The sequence below is a fragment of the Pseudonocardia endophytica genome, assembly GCF_004339565.1.
GTDB classification, from domain to species: Bacteria; Actinomycetota; Actinomycetes; order Mycobacteriales; family Pseudonocardiaceae; genus Pseudonocardia; species Pseudonocardia endophytica.
Genome location: NZ_SMFZ01000001.1, coordinates 2,372,111 through 2,388,326, shown reverse-complemented (window position 1 = coordinate 2,388,326; position 16,216 = coordinate 2,372,111). Strand labels below are relative to the sequence as shown.

The window sequence follows — 16,216 nt, the reverse complement described above, 5'->3', positions numbered from 1 at the left end:
CGACGTGATCGTCGTTGGGTGCGTTCGTCCGCGGCCCGTGCACGAGCGACGGGGGTCATGTCACAGCGGGTCGGCGTCGTGTGTCGATGGGGTATGACCACACAGCATCAAGGCGCCGCCAGGCCGGATCGGGTCCGACCCCGGCACCGGGTCGTCGTGCTCGGCGCCGGATACGCGGGGCTCCTGGCGGCGAAACGCCTGGCCGCCCGCGTCTTCACCGACGAGGTCGAGGTGACGCTGGTGAACGCCTCCGCTGCGTTCGTGGAGCGACCACGACTGCACCAGGTCGCGACCGGCCAACCGATCCCCGCCGTCGAACTGGGCGCTCTCCTGGCGGGGACCGGGGTCCGGCTGGTCGTCGGGACCGTGACCGACCTCGACCTCGGCGCTCGCACGGTGCTGGCACGAGCCGACGGCACCACCCGGCGACTCGGATACGACACACTGATCTATGCGCTCGGCAGCCAGATCGACCCTGACCAGGTCCCCGGCGTCCTCGAGCACGCCCACGTCCTCAACGACGTGGCCGCTGCCGACCGGCTCGCGAAGCGGCTGAAGGCCGCCGGCGGGTCGCGGGTGGTCGTGTGCGGTGGCGGGCTCACCGGAATCGAGGTGGCCGCCGAGATCGCCGAGTCCCATCCCGATCTCCGGGTCGCTCTGGTGAGCGCCGACCGGCCCGGCGGCTGGCTCTCGCTACCGGCACAACGCTATCTGGATCGGGTCATGGGCCAGCTGGGGATCACGGTGCGGGCCGGTACCCGAGTGGCCTCGGTGGAGAACGATCACATGATCCTGGAGGACGGCGAGAGGGCGGCGGCCGACATCTGTGTCTGGGCCGGTGGGTTCAGCGTGCCCGATCTGGCCACCCGGGCCGGCCTCGAGGTCACCTCCGGCGGGCGTGCCGTCGTGGACGGCTCGATGAGGTCACGCTCGCATCCTGAGGTGTATGCCATCGGTGATGCTGCCGCGATCTCCGGCTCCTGGGGCTCCGAGCTGGCCATGGGGTGTCGTACGGGCGGCGCCACCGGGCCGAAGGTCGCTGACGTGGTCGCCGCGGTGCTGACCGGCCGCCCACCTGCCGGGTCGATGCGCTACCGCTATGTCCACGAGTGCATCAGTCTCGGACGCCGGCGCGGGCTGGTGCAGTTCCTGCACGCCGACGAGACGCCGCGCGACCGGATCCTCACCGGGCGGGTCGCGATGCTCTACAAGAACGCCACCCTGCGGGGTGCTCTGCTCCTGTTCGCCTGGCCCGGGCCGTATGTGGCCCCCCGCCGTCATCTCGCGGCGGCCGCGCGGTGACGACGGCGCCCGACCTCGAGGCGCTGCGGCCTGTCGCGTTCGCGGTGGCCTACCGGATGGTGGGCAGTGTCAGCGAAGCCGAGGACATCGTCCAAGAGACCCTGGTGCGCCTGCACCGGTCCCACGCCGAGGAGATCCGGTGCTGGGAGGCCTACGCCACCACCATCGCCACCCGCCTGAGCCTCAACCAGCTGCGCTCGGCGCGGGTGCGCCGCGAGCACTACGTCGGCACCTGGCTACCCGAGCCGCTGCTCGACGTACCGGCGCCGGCGACCCCGGATGGCGCCGCCGAGACGGCCGACTCCATATCGATGGCGTTCCTCGTGCTGCTGGAGACCCTGAGTCCGGCGGAACGGGCCGCCTTCCTGTTGCGCGAGGTGTTCGGCTACGACTACCCGAGTGTGGCCGAGATGCTGGAGCGCACCCCGACCGCCTGCCGACAACTGGTGACCCGGGCGCGCCGCCACGTCGAGGCCGGCCGGCCGCGCTTCGAGGTCGACGACAAGCAGCGAGAACAAGTCACCACGCGCTTCCTCACCGCCTGCCGGACCGGTGACCTCGACGAGCTCACCGACCTGCTCACCGCCGACGCCGTCTTCACCGGCGACGGGGGCGGCAACGTCCCGCCCGGCATCGCGATCACCAGGCCGGTGCACGGCCGCCCGGCCGTGGCCCGGCTGCTGCTGTCGTTCCACCGTCGCGGAGCCGGCCTCCGTTTCGACCCGGTCGCCGTCAACGGACAACCCGGCCTCCGACTGCAGACCACCGAAGGCCTGCTGGTCGCGGTTCTGAGCCTGGACATCGTCGACGGTCGCGTCCAGGCGATCCGCTCGGTGGTCAACCCCGCCAAGCTCGGACACCTCGGCCCCACCGCCGACCTGGACCGCCTGCGGACCGCGACACCGATCACCCCACCGGAGGCGACACCATGAGCCACCTCCGGGTCGAGGCCCACGGTGGTCGACCCCCCCCCGTACGCCCGGCGGGCCGGGTCCCTGCATCGTGGTCATCACGTCGCGGACGGACCGTGACGACCATGATCCTGACCGGCGGAGAGGTGGCGGCCGTGACCCCCCGACACGAACCATCCCCGTCCGCACCATCCGGCGACGGCCTGGCGGACGACACGTGGCTGACCGAGGTCGCCCACGCCGCCGGCCGAGAGGCCGGGGTCTCGGTCGAGCTCCTCGGCGACTACCTGACCCTGCTCGCCGACGCGGCCATCACCGGACGCAAGCCACACACCTCCGAACTGGACGCGGTGGCGCTGCTCGGGCGACGGGCCGCCGAGCTGGGGGTGACCGCAGGCAGCGCCGTCCAGCTCTACCTCTGCGCGGCCCGACTGCTGTGGGGAGAGCTCCCGACGAGGATCCGGTCCCGCGACAGCGCGGCCGTGCGCGGCGCCACCGAAGCCGTCCTCTACGTGGTCGACGCCGCCGTCGCGAGCCTGGCCGAGGGCTACACCGACGCCCGCAGGCAGATGGCGCGCTGGGAGGAGACCCAGCGCCGCGAGTTCATCGACGACCTGCTGCGCGGCGACGCCGACGTCGGTCGCCTCGTCGAACGCGCCGAGCCCTTCGGCCTGGACATGGCCCGCCCCCACCAGGTCGCACTGGCGGCCCCCACCGGCGCACTCGACGGCACCGAGACGGCCGTCAGCGACCTGGAACAGGCGATCGTGCACCGGGTCGGGGACCGCGACGTGCTGGTGGCGACGAAGGACGGCTGGATCGTCGTCGTCGCCCCCGCCGACCCGGTCGCACCACCACCCGGCCCGTCCGCCGCGGCCACCAGGCTCGGTGACTTCATCCACACCGAGCTCAGCCGTTCCCTGCGGGGACGGTCCTGGCGGGTCACCGTCGGCAGGCCCTACACCGGTTCCTACGGGATCCCACGCTCCTACGAGGAAGCCCGCGAGGGCCTGACCATGGCCGTCCGGCTGGATCTGGAAACGCCGGTGATCCACGCCGAGCAGCTGCTCATCTACCGTGTCCTGCTGCGCGACCAGCCCGCCATCACCGACCTCGTCCACTCGGTGCTCGGACACCTCGTCCAGGCTCGCGGCGGCGCGGAACCGCTGCTGACCACGCTGGACACGTACTTCGCCGTCGGCGCTGTGACCACCGAGACCGCGCGCCGGCTGCACCTGTCCGTACGGGCTGTCACCTACCGCCTCGACCGGGTCAGATCACTCACCGGATACGACCCCACCGACCCGACGCAGCGGTTCACCATCCAGGCCGCCGTGCTCGGGGCCCGGCTGCTCGGCTGGCCGGCGCACGACCTGACCCTTCCGCGCTGACCACCGGCTGCGGGGAGGCCCCGGCCGGCCGCGACGACGTCGCAGGCCCGGCGCGTGACCACCCCCGGTGCACGCTGTCGATCACGCAACAGGTCAGGATGCCGGAGCCGCGTACTCGCGGTGGACGAACCCTGGAGGGTATGGATTTCATGCACGAGACGCTGCGGCCGATCTACGAACGGGTGCTGTCCCGCAACCCCGGTGAGACGGAGTTCCACCAGGCGGTCCGCGAGGTGCTGGAGAGCATCGGACCGGCGGTGGACAAGCATCCGGAGTATGCCCAGGCGAAGATCGTCGAACGGATCTGCGAGCCGGAGCGCCAGGTCATCTTCCGGGTGCCGTGGGAGGACGACGACGGCGGCATCCACATCAACCGCGGGTTCAGGGTGGAGTTCAACAGCGTCCTCGGCCCGTTCAAGGGCGGCCTGCGGTTCCACCCGTCCGTGTTGCTGGGGACGGTGAAGTTCCTCGGCTTCGAGCAGGTGTTCAAGAACGCGCTGACCGGCCTGCCGATCGGCGGCGGCAAGGGTGGCTCGGACTTCGATCCGCGCGGCCGCTCGGATCGAGAGATCATGCGGTTCTGTCAGAGCTTCATGCTCGAGCTCTACCGCCACATCGGCGAGCACACCGACGTACCGGCCGGTGACATGGGTGTGGGCGGGCGCGAGCTCGGCTACCTGTTCGGCCAGTACAAGCGCATCACCAACCGCTACGAGTCCGGTGTGCTCACCGGCAAGGGCCTGATCTACGGCGGCGCGCAGGTGCGCCGCGAGGCCACCGGGTACGGCAGCGCGTTCTTCGTGCAGGAGATGCTCCGGGTGCGCGGCGAGTCGTTCGAGGGCAAGGACGTCGTCGTGTCCGGCTCGGGCAACGTCGCGATCTACACCATCGAGAAGGTCCACGAGATGGGTGGACGGGTCGTCGCCTGCTCGGACTCCGACGGGTACGTGCACCACCCGGACGGCGTCGACCTGGACCTGCTCAAGGAGGTCAAGGAGGTCCGTCGGGAGCGGATCGCCGCCTACGCCGAGAAGGCCTCGGGTGCCACCCTCGTCGAGGGCGGGTCGATCTGGGACGTCCCCTGCCAGGTCGCACTGCCCTCGGCCACCCAGAACGAGCTCGACGCCGACGGTGCCCGCGCGCTGGTCCGCAACGGCTGTCTGGCCGTGGGGGAGGGCGCGAACATGCCCACGACCCCCGAGGCGGTCCGCGTGCTGCACGAGGCCGGGGTGGCGTTCGGCCCCGGCAAGGCGGCCAACGCGGGCGGAGTGGCGGCCTCCGCACTGGAGATGCAGCAGAACGCGTCCCGCGACTCCTGGACCTTCGAGCACTCCGAGGCCCGGCTGCGCGACATCATGATCGACATCCACGCCCGGTGCCATCGCACGGCGGAGGAGTACGGGTCGCCCGGCAACTACGTCGCGGGCGCGAACATCGCCGGCTACGCCCGGGTGGCCGAGGCAATGCTCGCGCTGGGTCTCATCTGAGGCCACAGGATGCGGGCGAGGTCCAGCAGGACGTGCTCGTCACCGCCGGTGGACACCAGCTGCAGCCCGACCGGGAGCCCGTCGCCGGGGGCGGGGACCGAGAGCGCCGGCCATCCGAGCAGGTTGAACGGCAGCGTGAGGTCCAGCAGGGCCGCGGCGACCGTGGTGCGGGCGTCCCCCACGGTCGCGAGCGCCCGGTTCAGCGGTGTGGCCCGGACGCGTGTCGTCGGCGTCAGCAGCACGTCGACGTCGGCGAGCTGCGCGGTCAGCCGTGCGGTCAGCCGTCGCGCCGTTCGCCGGGCCCGCTCGTGGTCGTGTACGCCGTACTCGGCGAAGGAACCCAGGTCGACCGCGGTGGGGGTCTGGTAGTCCCTGCCCCGCTCGGCCACCGTGTCCGCGTGGACGGCGTGGGCCTCGACCGCGAGGATCGGCATGTAGGTCTCCGCGAGCTGCCGGACCAGCGGCGTGGCGACGGTCGTGACCCGGCATCCCGCCGCCTCGAGCGCCGACGCGGCACGGGCCACGGCGTCGGAGACGACCGGCTCGGTCTGCGTCCAGTACTCGTCACGCGGCAGCCCGACGCGCAACGGCCGCGGCGGCCCGGCAGGAGGCCGCGTGGAGGCCCCGACGAGCGCCTCCCAGCCGGCGAGGGCGGCCGACGGGTCCGCGGCCAACAGACCGACGTGGTCGAGCGACGGCGCGACGGCGAGCACACCGCGGGTCGGCAGCGTTCCCCGAGCCGGTTTGAGGCCCAGGACGCCACAGAGTGCGGCAGGGATCCGGACGCTGCCGCCGGTGTCGGTGCCGACGGCGAGCGGGAGATGGCCCGCGGCGACGGCGCAGGCCGGTCCGGACGACGATCCGCCGGTGATGCGACCGGGGTCGTGCGGGTTGCGGGCGGCTCCGGTGACCGCGACGTCGCCGGTCGGCCCGAGCCCGAACTCGTGCGTGTGCAGCTTGCCGACCACGACCGCACCCGCCCGGCGCAGCCGGGCCACGACCGCGGCGTCGGTGCCGGCGGGGGAGGCGTCGGCCCGGACGGCAGAGCCGGCGCGCGTCGGCAGCCCCGCGACGTCGACGAGGTCCTTCACCCCGACCGCCACGCCGTGCAGCGGACCGCGCGGGCCGTGTCTGCGGAGCTCGGTACCGAGGGTCTCGGCGTCGGCCGAGGCCCGCGCCTCGTCGAGGGCGATCACCACGTTGTGCCGATCGCGCCGGAGCCGCTCCAGGACCGTGCCGACGTGCTGGGCCGGGGTCAGCTCGCCGGTGGCGAATGCCGCCCGCAGCGCCGTCAGATCGTCCGGCGCGGGCACGCTCACCGCACCGGGCGGAAGGGGTGCAGCCCCGACGGCGCCTCGCCGCCCACGACGGCGTCGGCGAGGAGCCGGCCGGTGAGGGGACCGAGGACGATGCCCCACATGCCGTGCCCGCCAGCGGCGAACACGCGAGGCGAGCTCGTGGGGCCGACCAGCGGCAACCCGTCCGGGGTGCACGGGCGGGAGCCCACCCACTCGTCGTGCCGGTCGTCCAGGTCGACGTCCCGCAGGAACGGGCGCACGGCGTTCACGATCGCCCGGACCCGCCGGTGGTCGAGGGGCTCGTCGGCGTCCCGGAACTCCATCATCCCGGCGATCCGCAGCCGGTCGCCGAGGGGCGTGCACGCGACGCGCTGCACGGGCAGATAGATCGGCCCGTCCGGGAGGTGGCGCGCGGGCACGGTGAAGCTGTAACCGCGGCCGGCCTGGACCGGGACGCGCACCCCGAACGGGCGGGCGAGCTCGGGCAGCCACGCTCCGGTGGCGAGCACGACGGCGTCGTAGCGGTGCTCGCCCCCGTCCGAGCGCACGAGGACCCCGCGGCCGTCGTCACGGACGTCGTGGACCTTCCGGCCCTCGGTGAGCCCCCCTCCCCGCTCGCGGACCGACTCGGCGAGCGCGGTCAGGTACTGCGGGGGATGGATGAACCGTTGCCCGTGCAGGGCCACCGCGGCCCCGACGTGCTCGGTGAGGATCGGGGCGTGCTCCCGGGCCCGTTCCCCGGTGAGCAGGTCGAACCCGGTCTTCTGCCCGAGCCGTTCGAGCTCGGCGAGCTCCTCGAGAAGGTGCTCCCGTTCGCTGCTGTCGGTGAAGCACACCAGGAACGGGTCCGCCACGTGGGTGGGTGCCGTGACACCGCCCGCGGTGAGCTCGTCGAAGGCGTCAAGGGCCTGCCGGTTGACCCCCTGGAACGTGCCCATTGCGCTCCGCCACCGGCGGGTCGTGCAGTGCCGGGCGAAACCGACGAGGAAGCGCCACAGGTTCGCGCGCAGGCTGATCGGCACGTAGACCGGTGAACCGGGGTCCAGCACGGCGCGCAGCCCGTAGCGCAGTACGGCCGGCTCGGGCAGGGGCGTGGTCAGTGCCGGGGCGAGCCATCCGGCGTTGCCCCACGACGATCCGGCCGCCACGTGCTCGCGCTCGACCACCTCGACGTCGACCCCGCGCTCCCGCAGGAACCACGCGGTGGACAGCCCGACCATCCCGGCGCCGACGACCGCGACGCGTTGCGGGCCCCGGCGTTGTCGGGCGACGTCTCCGGCGGACGGCCGGAACCTGTCGTCGCGCCCGGGAGCGCTGTTTTCCGGAAAGTGTCTCTTCGCGTCGTCCTGGCCTGTCACGTTCACGGGCTCTCGTTCTTCTCGCTAGTGGTGGCGCGCCGACCGGAAGCGGTGTCCGTAAACGAATGTGGGGAGGGACCGACAAGTGACGGAAACCGGGAAGTGGCCCGCATTCTTGCGGACGATCGACACGAGGTGGTCGCGGCGGTGCGGCGGACCTGACGCACAGGATGCCCCGGGACGGCGCGTCCTGTGCAGGGCGCGCCCCTGCAACGTCGGCACGGCCCTGTTTGCCGGAGGTCGGCAATCCTGCCGCCCGTCGGTCGTGCTGTGGTACAGCTGATCCTGCAGCCGAGCGCGGCCCCGTCGGCCCGGGCCGTGCTCGTTCGCGTACGCGCCGTACGGCGGCGGTGTCCTGCCGGACGCGCGGAGAACCGATTCCCCGAAACCGAGGAGTGAGACGATGACCGAAACGCCGGTCTGGCTGGCTCGGAGCGCCTACGAGCGGCTGACAATCGAGCTCGCGCAATTGCTGCGCCAGCGCTCCGAGGAGCCGGACATGGCAGAGCAGTTCGTCGGCGACCGCGCCGACCAGAACACCGAACAGCAGCTGCTGACCTTTCGCCGGGAACGGGAGAGCCGAATCCGCAAACTGCAGGAACTGCTGCAGAACCCGGTGGTGGGGCAGGATCCTCCCGACGACGGGGTGGCCGAGCCGGGCATGGTCCTCACGATCCGCTACGAGGACGACCAGGAGACCGAGACCGTCCTCCTCGCCCACCACGAGGAGGGTGCCTACCCGGCGGGCCTGGTGATCTGCTCGCCGGACTCACCCCTCGGGATGGCCCTGCCCGGGCGACGACAGGGGGAGCGGGTGCGTTACGTCCTGCCAGACGGCCAGCCGATGGAGGTCACGGTGATCCGTGCGGTGCCCTACCGGCCCGAGGCCTGATCCGGACCGGGACGCGGGGTGTCCGACGGCGGGGGGCGGGCGACCCGTCACTCAGCCCGCACGGTCGGCACGCCACTCCGGCCGGCAGGAACCGCGGGGGACGAGGAGCGTGCGGTAGCGGCCGGGGGTGCGGCTCATCCACACCTGGTCGGTGACGCCCTGGTAGTCGCCGCAGGGTGTCTCGGCCCGGAAGGTCTCCGGGTCGGGGTAGCGGTGTCGCTCGGTGGCACCCGCCGTCGCCCGCGCCCACTGCTTGTCGAGGATGCCCAGGCCGAGGATCCACAGGGCGGTCCGGGTGAGGGAGACGTGCACCCGGTAGCTGCCCCCGTGCTCGGCCCTGCGCTGCAGGGCCCTGGCGACCCCGACGCTCGCGAGCCACGGCACCAGGTAGTCGTTCACGACCAGGATCGGTGGGAGTCGCGGCCGGTCCCGGTCGCCCTCGAGCAGCATCATCCCGGTGACCGTGCCCGCGGTCTGGTCGAACCCGGGCCGGTCCGACCAGGGGCCGGTGAGGCCGTGCAGGGAGGCGGTGACGTGCACGATGCCCGGACGCAGGGCTGCGACCTGCTCGGGGCCGAGCCCGAGCCGGTCGATCAGGCGTGGGCGCCGGTTGTGGTAGAAGACGTCCGCGCCGTGGAGCAGGTTCTCGAGCCGTGCGCGCCCGTCCGGGGTGTCGGGATCGAGCAGCGTGGAGCGGACCCCGACGTTGGCCGAGTAGTAGACGTTCTCGTGCTCCTGCTCGGTGGGGCGCCAGATGTTCAGCACGTCGGCGCCGTGCAGAGCGAGGGTGCGCCCGATCCCCGCCCCCGCGATGACCTTGCCCATGCCGAGCGCGCGGATCCCGTCGAGGGGGTCGGTGGGAGCGGGGGTGAAGGGCTCGGGCGCGCTGTCGCCGATCCGCTCGACCTCGATCAGCGGCAGGTCCGCCAGGTGCTCCCGGTACTGCTGCTCGGCGAGGAACTCGGGCAGGGTGCGCAGCATCGGGAACACGACGCCTGCCTCCGCGGCGGCCTGCTCCAGCTCGGCGGCCCGCCACCGGCCGATGGCCGCGCCGACCGCCTCCTTGGTGTCCGGGCTGCCGAGCAGGCTCAGGGCGTGCCGGCGGAGCCCGGGGTACATGTTCTGCGGTAGCACCCACCGGTCGTCGGCGGTGCGGTAGAAGCTGAACGCCATGGCGGGGTGCGGCTCGGCCGTCGACGTCGGGGGGTATCCGCCCAGCAGTTCCCACTTCCTGTCGTAGAAGGGGCACAGCCGGTGCGGGGCGACGCGCAGGTCCATCGCCACGTCCTGCGTCTGGCCGGTCCGGTGCCGCCACAGCGCCGCCATCGCCACCGACTTCGCCGCGAGGCCGACCCCGGCCGCGGTGCCCAGGCGCAGGGTGCTCGGTACGACGGGATCGGCGCCGGTGAACGTGACCGTGCCGCCGGCCGCGTCGGCGGGCGTCCCGACCCCGCCCAGCACGTCGGCCAGCACGGAGTGCGCGTCGACGTCCGCCGTCGTCTCCCGCCTGCCCGTGACCTCGTGCAGCCGGTCCGTCAGCGCGCTCATCGGGTGGCGGCCCGGTACTCGGCGGGGACGAGCTCGACGGGGACGTCGACGTGGCGGGCGCGCAGGAACTCGGCGACCGCCTTGCCGGCGCCGTCCGGCCTGCCGTTGGTGCCCGCGCCCTCGTCCAGCGCGCCACGCAGCACGAAGTGCACCACGCGCAGCGCGGGCAGCTCGTGCCGCTCGATCCGCAGACCGCCGGCGTCGGGGTGGAGGCGGCGCAGGAGGTCGGTGGTCAGGGCCGACCGCAGCCATGGCCACGTCCGCTCGTCGCACCAGAACCCGACGTTGGAGTTGGGTCCCTTGTCGCCGCTGCGCGCGTGGGTGACCCGCCCGAGCGGGATCCGCACCGTGTCGCCCACGGGGTCGGTGCCGCAGGGTTCCGGAGCGGGTGGCTGGCCGGTGAACGGTTCGGTGAGCGGGGCCGGGGGGATCACGAGGCGGCTGCCGTCCTCGAGGACCACGGCGTGCTCGATCGCGCTGACCGGTACGACCGCGGGCCAGTAGGCCTCGATCTGCTGGGCCGCGCGGACCGGGCTCACGTAGAAGCCGGGGTAGGTCTCGAGGATCTGGGAGACGACGGGCTGCACGAACGCCGAGAGCCCGACCGCGTCGCGGTCGGGTGCCTGGGCCGTGATCACTACCTGCTGGGCCGCCGCCCACTGGTCGGGCGGGTCCTCGGCAGGGACGCCGATCCGGTCCAGCCGGACCCGGGTCAGCGGGAGGGACCCGGCGAGGTCCTCGATGTGGTCGCGCAGCAGTGCGTACTTGGCGTCGACGTCCAGCCCGGTGAGATAGGCGGACACCGAGGTCTCGAACCCGCCCTCTGCGGTGAGGGCGAGCTTGGTCGTGGGGGGTGGCGGGGTCCCGGTCGCTCCGCGGACCTCGACCCGGTCCGGGCCGACCTGGGCCAGGCGCACGGTGTCGAGGTGCACCGCGACGTCCGGGTTGAGGTAGACCGGTCCCTGGATCTCGTAGACCAGCTGGGCGGTGACGGTGTCGGTGCTGACCGTGCCGCCGGTGCCGTCGTGCTTGGTGATGACCGCGCTGCCGTCGGCGGCGATCTCGGCGATCGGGTAGCCGGGTCTGCGGGGGTCCGCCAGAGTGGTGAACCCGGAGAAGTTGCCGCCGGTCGCCTGCGGTCCGCATTCGATGACGTGACCGGCGACGACGGCTCCGGCCAGCGCGTCGAGATCGTCCGGTCGCCAGCCGTGCCACCACGCGGCGGCACCGACGGTGAGCGACGCGTCGGTCACCCGGGGGCAGATCACCACGTCCGCTCCCGCGTTCAGCGCGGCGGTGATCCCGAAGGCGCCCAGGTAGGCGTTCGCGGTGCGCGGGGTGAGTCCCCAGCTGCGCAGCGGCGCGCCGGTGTCCAGGTGGCTCAGCGGCTCGCCGTCGGCCTGCAGGGCGTCGAGCCGGGCGAGCAGGTCGTCGCCCTCGACGTGCGCGACCGAGAGGCGGTGACCGGCGTCGAGCCCGGCCTTGCGCACCTCGTCGGCCAGGCCGGCGGGGTTGAGCCCGCCCGCGTCCACGACGACCTTGGTCCCGGCCGCCACGACCAGGTCCACGGCATCCCGGAACTGGGCGAGGAAGCTGCGCGCGTAGCCCAGCCCGGGATCGCGGCCGCGCTCGCGGGCGAGCTGGCGCAGCGTCGGCTCTGCCAGGTAGTCGCCGGTGACGACGTCGACCGGGCCCGCGAGCGCGTCGCGCAGACCGGACACGCGATCGTGCAGCCAGCCGGAACAGTTCGCCACGCGAACGGGGCGGGTCGTCATGGGTCTCCTCGGTCGGGGTGGGGGGTCGGGCCGGCGAGCAGCGCCCTGATGGCGGCGGTGCAGTCCTCGGCGGACCGTCCCGGGCGTCCGCTCCCGTCGGCCACGGCGTTCATGGCGCCGAAGAGCAGGTCGCGGACCAGGCGTGGCTCGACGCCGGTGGCGATCACCCCGGCCTGCTGGGCGTCGTCCACCAGCTCGGTCCACTGGCCGCCGTAGTGCTGCTTGAGCGAGCGGTAGGCGGCCAGCGCCACCCCGGACTCCGGCTCGGCCATGGTGAGCACGACCGCCGCGTACTCGCTGAGCTCGACGAGGGCGTCGAGATGAGCCCGCACCGCCGCCCACAGGCGGGTCCCGGGATCCGCGCCGGACAGCGGGGTCAGCGCGGTGTCGAGGTGACGCAACGACTCGCGCAGCCCCTCCTCGAGCACGGTCGCGATCAACTCGTCCTTCGAGCCGAAGTGGAAGTAGACGCTGCCGGTCTTGAGCCCGGCCTCGGCCGCGATGCCACTCAGGCTGACCCCGGCCTGACCGTGCCGTGCGAGGTGGGCTGCGGCGGCGTCGAGGAGCCGTCGCCGGGTGCGGTCTCCCTTGGTCGGACCGGGCTGCGCTGCAGACATGGTCCGCATTCTCGCCCACTCCTCCCGGCTCAGATGTCGAAGTCGAGTTCCACGGAGTCCGCGGCCGCCGTGGCCTGGCAGGCCAGGACGAAGCCCTTGTCCCGCTCCTCGCTCGTCAGCCCAGGGCAGTCCGGGCTCTCGACCTCGCCCTCGCGGACGAGCGCCCGGCAGGTGGAGCAGACCCCCGCCTCGCAGGAGTACGGGAGGTCGCGGCGGACCGCGCGGGCGGCGTCGAGCAGGGTGGCGCCGTGGGGGACCGGCACCGCCGTCGAGCGGCCGAGAAAGGTCACCGTCGCCCGGGTGGACGCGGCGGCGGGCCCGGCGGTGGCGGCCGCCCTGCGCACGGCCTCGCGGCCGGTGGTGAACAGCTCGTGGTGGATGCGGTCGTCCGGCACGCCGGTCGTGGTCAGCACGGCCGTCAGCTCGTCGAGCAGGCCGTGCGGGCCGCACAGGAACCAGTGGTCCGCGTCGGCGAGGACGCCGAGGTCACGCAGCCGCCGGAGGTCCTCGCCGGTCGGCCGACGGCCGAGCGGGTCGGAAGCGCGCTGCTCGCGGGTGCAGCAGAACGTCAGCTGCAGCCGGTCGAGGTGGGTGCTCTTGAGCTCCTGCAGCTCCTCGACGAACATCGCGTCAGCCATGGTGCGGTTCAGCACCAGCAGCGTCACCGTGGCGTCGGGATCCTCGGCGAGTACCGCGGAGACCATCGCCAGCACCGGCGTGATCCCGCTGCCCGCGGCGACGAACGACAGTCTGCGGGACGTCCCGGTCGAGGGCGGGACCACGAACGAGCCCAGCGGCGGCAGCAGCTCGATCTCGTCCCCGGCGGTGATCTCGTCGGCCAGCCAGGTGGAGACCCGGCCGTCGTCGACCTTGCGGACGCCGATCCGCAGCGGGCCGCCGGGCGTGCTGCACAGCGAGTAGCTGCGGCGGACCTCGTCGTCCTCCGTGCCGTGTCGCAGTGTGAGGTGCTGGCCGGGCCGGAAGGTGAACTCCTCGGCGAGCTCGGGCGGGACGTCGAAGGTCAGGGCGACGCTGTCCGGGGTCTCCCGGACGACGCGGGCGACGGTCAGCGGGTGGAACACCAGCGCGCGGCGGGTGGGCGACGGCGAGAGGGTCGTGGACATCGGGTTCGCCTCCCGGCTCAGAGGGGTTTGACGTGGTCGAACGGTTCGAGGCACGCGCCGCAGACGTAGCGGGCCTGGCAGGCGGTGCTGCCGAAGAAGCTGAGCTCGCGGGTGAGCGCGGAGCCGCAGCGCGGGCAGGCGGGCGGAAGGCCGAGCCCGACGGTGCCTGCCGGTCCCGGCGGTGAGATGCCGGCCTCGCGCAGCTTGTCCCGGCCGGTGTCGGAGATCCAGTCGGTGCTCCAGGCCGGTGCGAGCACGGACCGGACACGGACGTGCGCGTGGCCGACGGCCCGGACCGCGTCGGCGACCGCGTCGGCGATCGCCTCGGTGGCGGGGCAGCCGGTGTAGGTCGGGGTGATGTCGATCTCGACCGTGCCGTCCGAGGTTTCCGGTAGTCGGACGTCACGGACGATGCCCAGGTCGCCGATCGTCAGGAACGGGAGCTCGGGGTCCGGCACCTCGTGCACCGCACGCCGGACCGCGTCGACGGGCGCGCTCACCAACTCGCTCCGGGGTGGGTGCGCTGCAGGACCTGCATCTCGCCGAGCAGCCTGCTCAGCGCCTCGCCGTGGTGGCCGGACCAGCCGCCGGTCGCCATCACGACGTCCGCGGGCGGGACGAGGGTCGCCTGCCCGAGCACCCGGTCCACGGTCGCGTCCCAGCGCCGCCGCAGGTCCTCCGGATCCGGGACCACACCGGTGGCGACGAGACCGGCGACCACGTCGTCGGACTCGAACAGCTCGCCGGTGAACCGCCACAGCCGGTCCAGCGCGTCCTGGGCGCGGTCGTGGCTCTCCGGGGTGCCGTCGCCGAGGCGCACCACCCACGTACCGGAGTGCCGCAGGTGGTAGGCGGTCTCCTTGACCGCCTTCCCCGCGATCGCGGCGAGCCTCTCGTCCGTGCTCGTGAGCAGGCCGTTCCACAGCTCCGTGGCGTACGCGTCGTGCAGGAACTGGCGGACCATCGTGTGCGCGAAGTCGCCGTTCGCCTGCTCCACGAGCAGCGGGTTGCGGAACTGCCAGTCGTCGCGGTGGTAGGCGTAGTCGTCCTCGGTGAGTCCGGTCCCCTCGCGTTCGGCGACCGCCGAGTACAGAGCGCGGGCCTGCCCGAGCAGGTCGACGCCGATGTTGGCGAGCGCGATCTCCTCCTCGAGCTCGTGGGTGTGGGTGATCCACGAGACCAGCCGCTGCGCCAGCACCACGGTCCGGTCGGCCTGCCGCAGCGCGACGGTGGTGATCGGGTCGTCGGTAGGGTGGACCGTCACAGCCCCGTCACCCCAGCCGGGACCGGGTAGTACGCCGCCGAGCGGTACGGGTGGTGCCCCGCCGGGTCGAACAGCTCCGGGCGGTCCGCCGGTGCGGAGGCGATCACGGCGGAGGAGGGGACGAGCCAGATGCTCACGCCCTCGCTGCGCCGGGTGAACAGGTCCCTGGCCCGCTGCAGCGCGAGATCGGGATCCGCCGCTCGCACCGTGCCGCAGTGCACGTGCTCGACACCGCGGTGGCTGCGGACGAACACCTCGTAGGAGTCCCCGAACCGGTCGGTGGTGGCCGGGTCGCTCATGCCGCGGCCTCCCGACGCTTCGCGGCGTGGGCGAGGGCGGCCTCGCGGACCCAGGCACCGTCCTCGTGGGCCTGCACGATCGTGTCGAGCCGGCTCCGGTTGCAGGGGCCGTGCCCGGCGACGACGCGTTGCCACTCCGCCCAGTCCGGCCGGGTGAAGTCGTAGTGCCCGCGCTCGGCGTTCCAGCGCAGGTCGTCGTCCGGGACCCGCAGGCCGAGGAACTCCGCCTGGGGCACGACGGAGTCGACGAACCGCTGCCGCACGTCGTCGTTGGTCACGCTCTTGATGCCCCAGCGGGTGGCGTTGCCGAGGTGCGGGGAGTCCGAGTCCGGCGGGCCGGGCACGGTGAGCACCGGGTACCAGAAGCGGTCGAGGGCGTCCTGCGCCATCCTGCGCTGCTCCTCGGTACCGCGGGCCATCTCCAGCATCCCCTGGAAGCCCTGGCGCTGGTGGAAGCTCTCCTCCTTGCAGATCCGCACCATCGCCCTGGCGTACGGGCCGTAGGAGCAGCGCTGCAGCGGGACCTGCATGGCGAGCACGACGCCGTCGACCAGCCAGCCCTCGGTCATCACGTCCGCCCAGTTCAGGGTGGGGTAGTTGACGATGGAGGAGTACTTCTGCCGCCCGTCGCGCAGCTCGGCGAGGAACTCCTCGCGCACGGCCCCCAGCGCCTCGGCCACGCTGTAGAGGTAGAGCCCGTGGCCCGCCTCGTCCTGGATCTTCGCCAGCAGCACGGCCTTGCGCCGCAGCGTGGGGGCGCGGGTGAGCCAGTTCGCCTCGGGCTGCATGCCGACGACCTCGCCGTGGGCGTGCTGGCAGATCTGGCGGACGAGGTGGCGGCGGTAGCCGGGCAGCAGCGGGTCCGTGGGTTCGGCCCGTTCCCCGGCGTCGATGATCGCCAGGAACTCCTCCTCGACGGGGTCGACGGGGTGTTCGTCGAGAACGGTCAT

General features: G+C 73.0%; 15 protein-coding genes. 5 read left to right on the top strand and 10 right to left on the bottom strand.

What is annotated here, in order from left to right; genetic code table 11:
* Nucleotides 1–93: 93 nt before the first annotated feature.
* The 4 genes from EV378_RS10690 to gdhA all read left to right on the top strand — a co-directional run bounded on the left by EV378_RS10690 (nucleotide 94) and on the right by gdhA (nucleotide 5,091).
* A complete protein-coding gene (locus tag EV378_RS10690; protein WP_132423376.1) occupies nucleotides 94–1,302 on the top strand; it encodes an NAD(P)/FAD-dependent oxidoreductase in 1,209 nt (402 codons plus the stop codon).
* On the top strand, nucleotides 1,299–2,234 hold the full coding sequence (locus tag EV378_RS10685) for an RNA polymerase sigma-70 factor (protein WP_132423373.1): 936 nt from the start codon (nucleotides 1,299–1,301) through the stop codon (nucleotides 2,232–2,234). The genes EV378_RS10690 and EV378_RS10685 overlap by 4 nt, the downstream gene beginning before the upstream one ends.
* Before the next feature lie 134 nt (nucleotides 2,235–2,368).
* On the top strand, nucleotides 2,369–3,604 hold the full coding sequence (locus EV378_RS10680) for a PucR family transcriptional regulator (RefSeq protein ID WP_243653378.1): 1,236 nt from the start codon (nucleotides 2,369–2,371) through the stop codon (nucleotides 3,602–3,604).
* A 149-nt stretch (nucleotides 3,605–3,753) separates the two neighbouring features.
* A complete protein-coding gene (gene gdhA, locus EV378_RS10675; RefSeq protein ID WP_132427709.1) occupies nucleotides 3,754–5,091 on the top strand; it encodes an NADP-specific glutamate dehydrogenase in 1,338 nt (445 codons plus the stop codon).
* On the opposite strand, the gene EV378_RS10670 is transcribed toward gdhA, so the two are convergent.
* Nucleotides 5,046–6,410: an amidase gene (locus EV378_RS10670; RefSeq protein ID WP_165922236.1), complete on the bottom strand. Its 1,365-nt coding sequence runs from the start codon at nucleotides 6,408–6,410 to the stop codon at nucleotides 5,046–5,048. The two genes, gdhA and EV378_RS10670, sit on opposite strands and share 46 nt — an antisense overlap.
* Nucleotides 6,407–7,747 carry an NAD(P)/FAD-dependent oxidoreductase gene (locus EV378_RS10665; RefSeq protein ID WP_341540440.1) on the bottom strand — a complete coding sequence of 447 codons (1,341 nt, stop codon included), beginning with the start codon at nucleotides 7,745–7,747 and terminating at the stop codon, nucleotides 6,407–6,409. Before EV378_RS10665 ends, EV378_RS10670 begins: the two co-directional genes overlap by 4 nt.
* 403 nt (nucleotides 7,748–8,150) lie before the next feature.
* Here EV378_RS10665 and EV378_RS10660 point away from each other — a divergent pair, with 403 nt between their 5' ends.
* Complete coding sequence (locus EV378_RS10660; RefSeq protein ID WP_132423364.1) at nucleotides 8,151–8,639, top strand: GreA/GreB family elongation factor; 489 nt, start codon at nucleotides 8,151–8,153, stop codon at nucleotides 8,637–8,639.
* Nucleotides 8,640–8,690: 51 nt separating this feature from the next.
* On the opposite strand, the gene EV378_RS10655 is transcribed toward EV378_RS10660, so the two are convergent.
* The 8 genes from EV378_RS10655 to paaA are packed head-to-tail and all read right to left on the bottom strand — an operon-like array spanning nucleotide 8,691 to nucleotide 16,216.
* On the bottom strand, nucleotides 8,691–10,187 hold the full coding sequence (locus tag EV378_RS10655; protein ID WP_132423362.1) for a CoA transferase: 1,497 nt from the start codon (nucleotides 10,185–10,187) through the stop codon (nucleotides 8,691–8,693).
* Nucleotides 10,184–11,962 carry an acyclic terpene utilization AtuA family protein gene (locus EV378_RS10650; RefSeq protein WP_132423359.1) on the bottom strand — a complete coding sequence of 593 codons (1,779 nt, stop codon included), beginning with the start codon at nucleotides 11,960–11,962 and terminating at the stop codon, nucleotides 10,184–10,186. The genes EV378_RS10655 and EV378_RS10650 overlap by 4 nt, the downstream gene beginning before the upstream one ends.
* Nucleotides 11,959–12,579: a TetR/AcrR family transcriptional regulator gene (locus tag EV378_RS10645; RefSeq protein WP_165922235.1), complete on the bottom strand. Its 621-nt coding sequence runs from the start codon at nucleotides 12,577–12,579 to the stop codon at nucleotides 11,959–11,961. The genes EV378_RS10650 and EV378_RS10645 overlap by 4 nt, the downstream gene beginning before the upstream one ends.
* Before the next feature lie 29 nt (nucleotides 12,580–12,608).
* Nucleotides 12,609–13,703, bottom strand: coding sequence for a ferredoxin--NADP reductase (locus EV378_RS10640; RefSeq protein ID WP_132423353.1), 1,095 nt, complete (start codon nucleotides 13,701–13,703; stop codon nucleotides 12,609–12,611).
* A 17-nt stretch (nucleotides 13,704–13,720) separates the two neighbouring features.
* Nucleotides 13,721–14,206 (bottom strand): 1,2-phenylacetyl-CoA epoxidase subunit PaaD, encoded by a 486-nt coding sequence (paaD, locus tag EV378_RS10635; RefSeq protein WP_132423350.1) that lies wholly within the window; start codon nucleotides 14,204–14,206, stop codon nucleotides 13,721–13,723.
* The gene (paaC, locus tag EV378_RS10630; RefSeq protein WP_132423347.1) at nucleotides 14,200–14,967 is read right to left on the bottom strand and encodes a 1,2-phenylacetyl-CoA epoxidase subunit PaaC; all 768 of its coding nucleotides are present in this window, start codon (nucleotides 14,965–14,967) and stop codon (nucleotides 14,200–14,202) included. Before paaC ends, paaD begins: the two co-directional genes overlap by 7 nt.
* Nucleotides 14,964–15,266, bottom strand: a complete 303-nt coding sequence (paaB, locus tag EV378_RS10625; protein WP_132423344.1) for a 1,2-phenylacetyl-CoA epoxidase subunit PaaB — start codon at nucleotides 15,264–15,266, stop codon at nucleotides 14,964–14,966. Before paaB ends, paaC begins: the two co-directional genes overlap by 4 nt.
* A complete protein-coding gene (paaA, locus tag EV378_RS10620) occupies nucleotides 15,263–16,216 on the bottom strand; it encodes a 1,2-phenylacetyl-CoA epoxidase subunit PaaA (RefSeq protein WP_132423341.1) in 954 nt (317 codons plus the stop codon). Before paaA ends, paaB begins: the two co-directional genes overlap by 4 nt.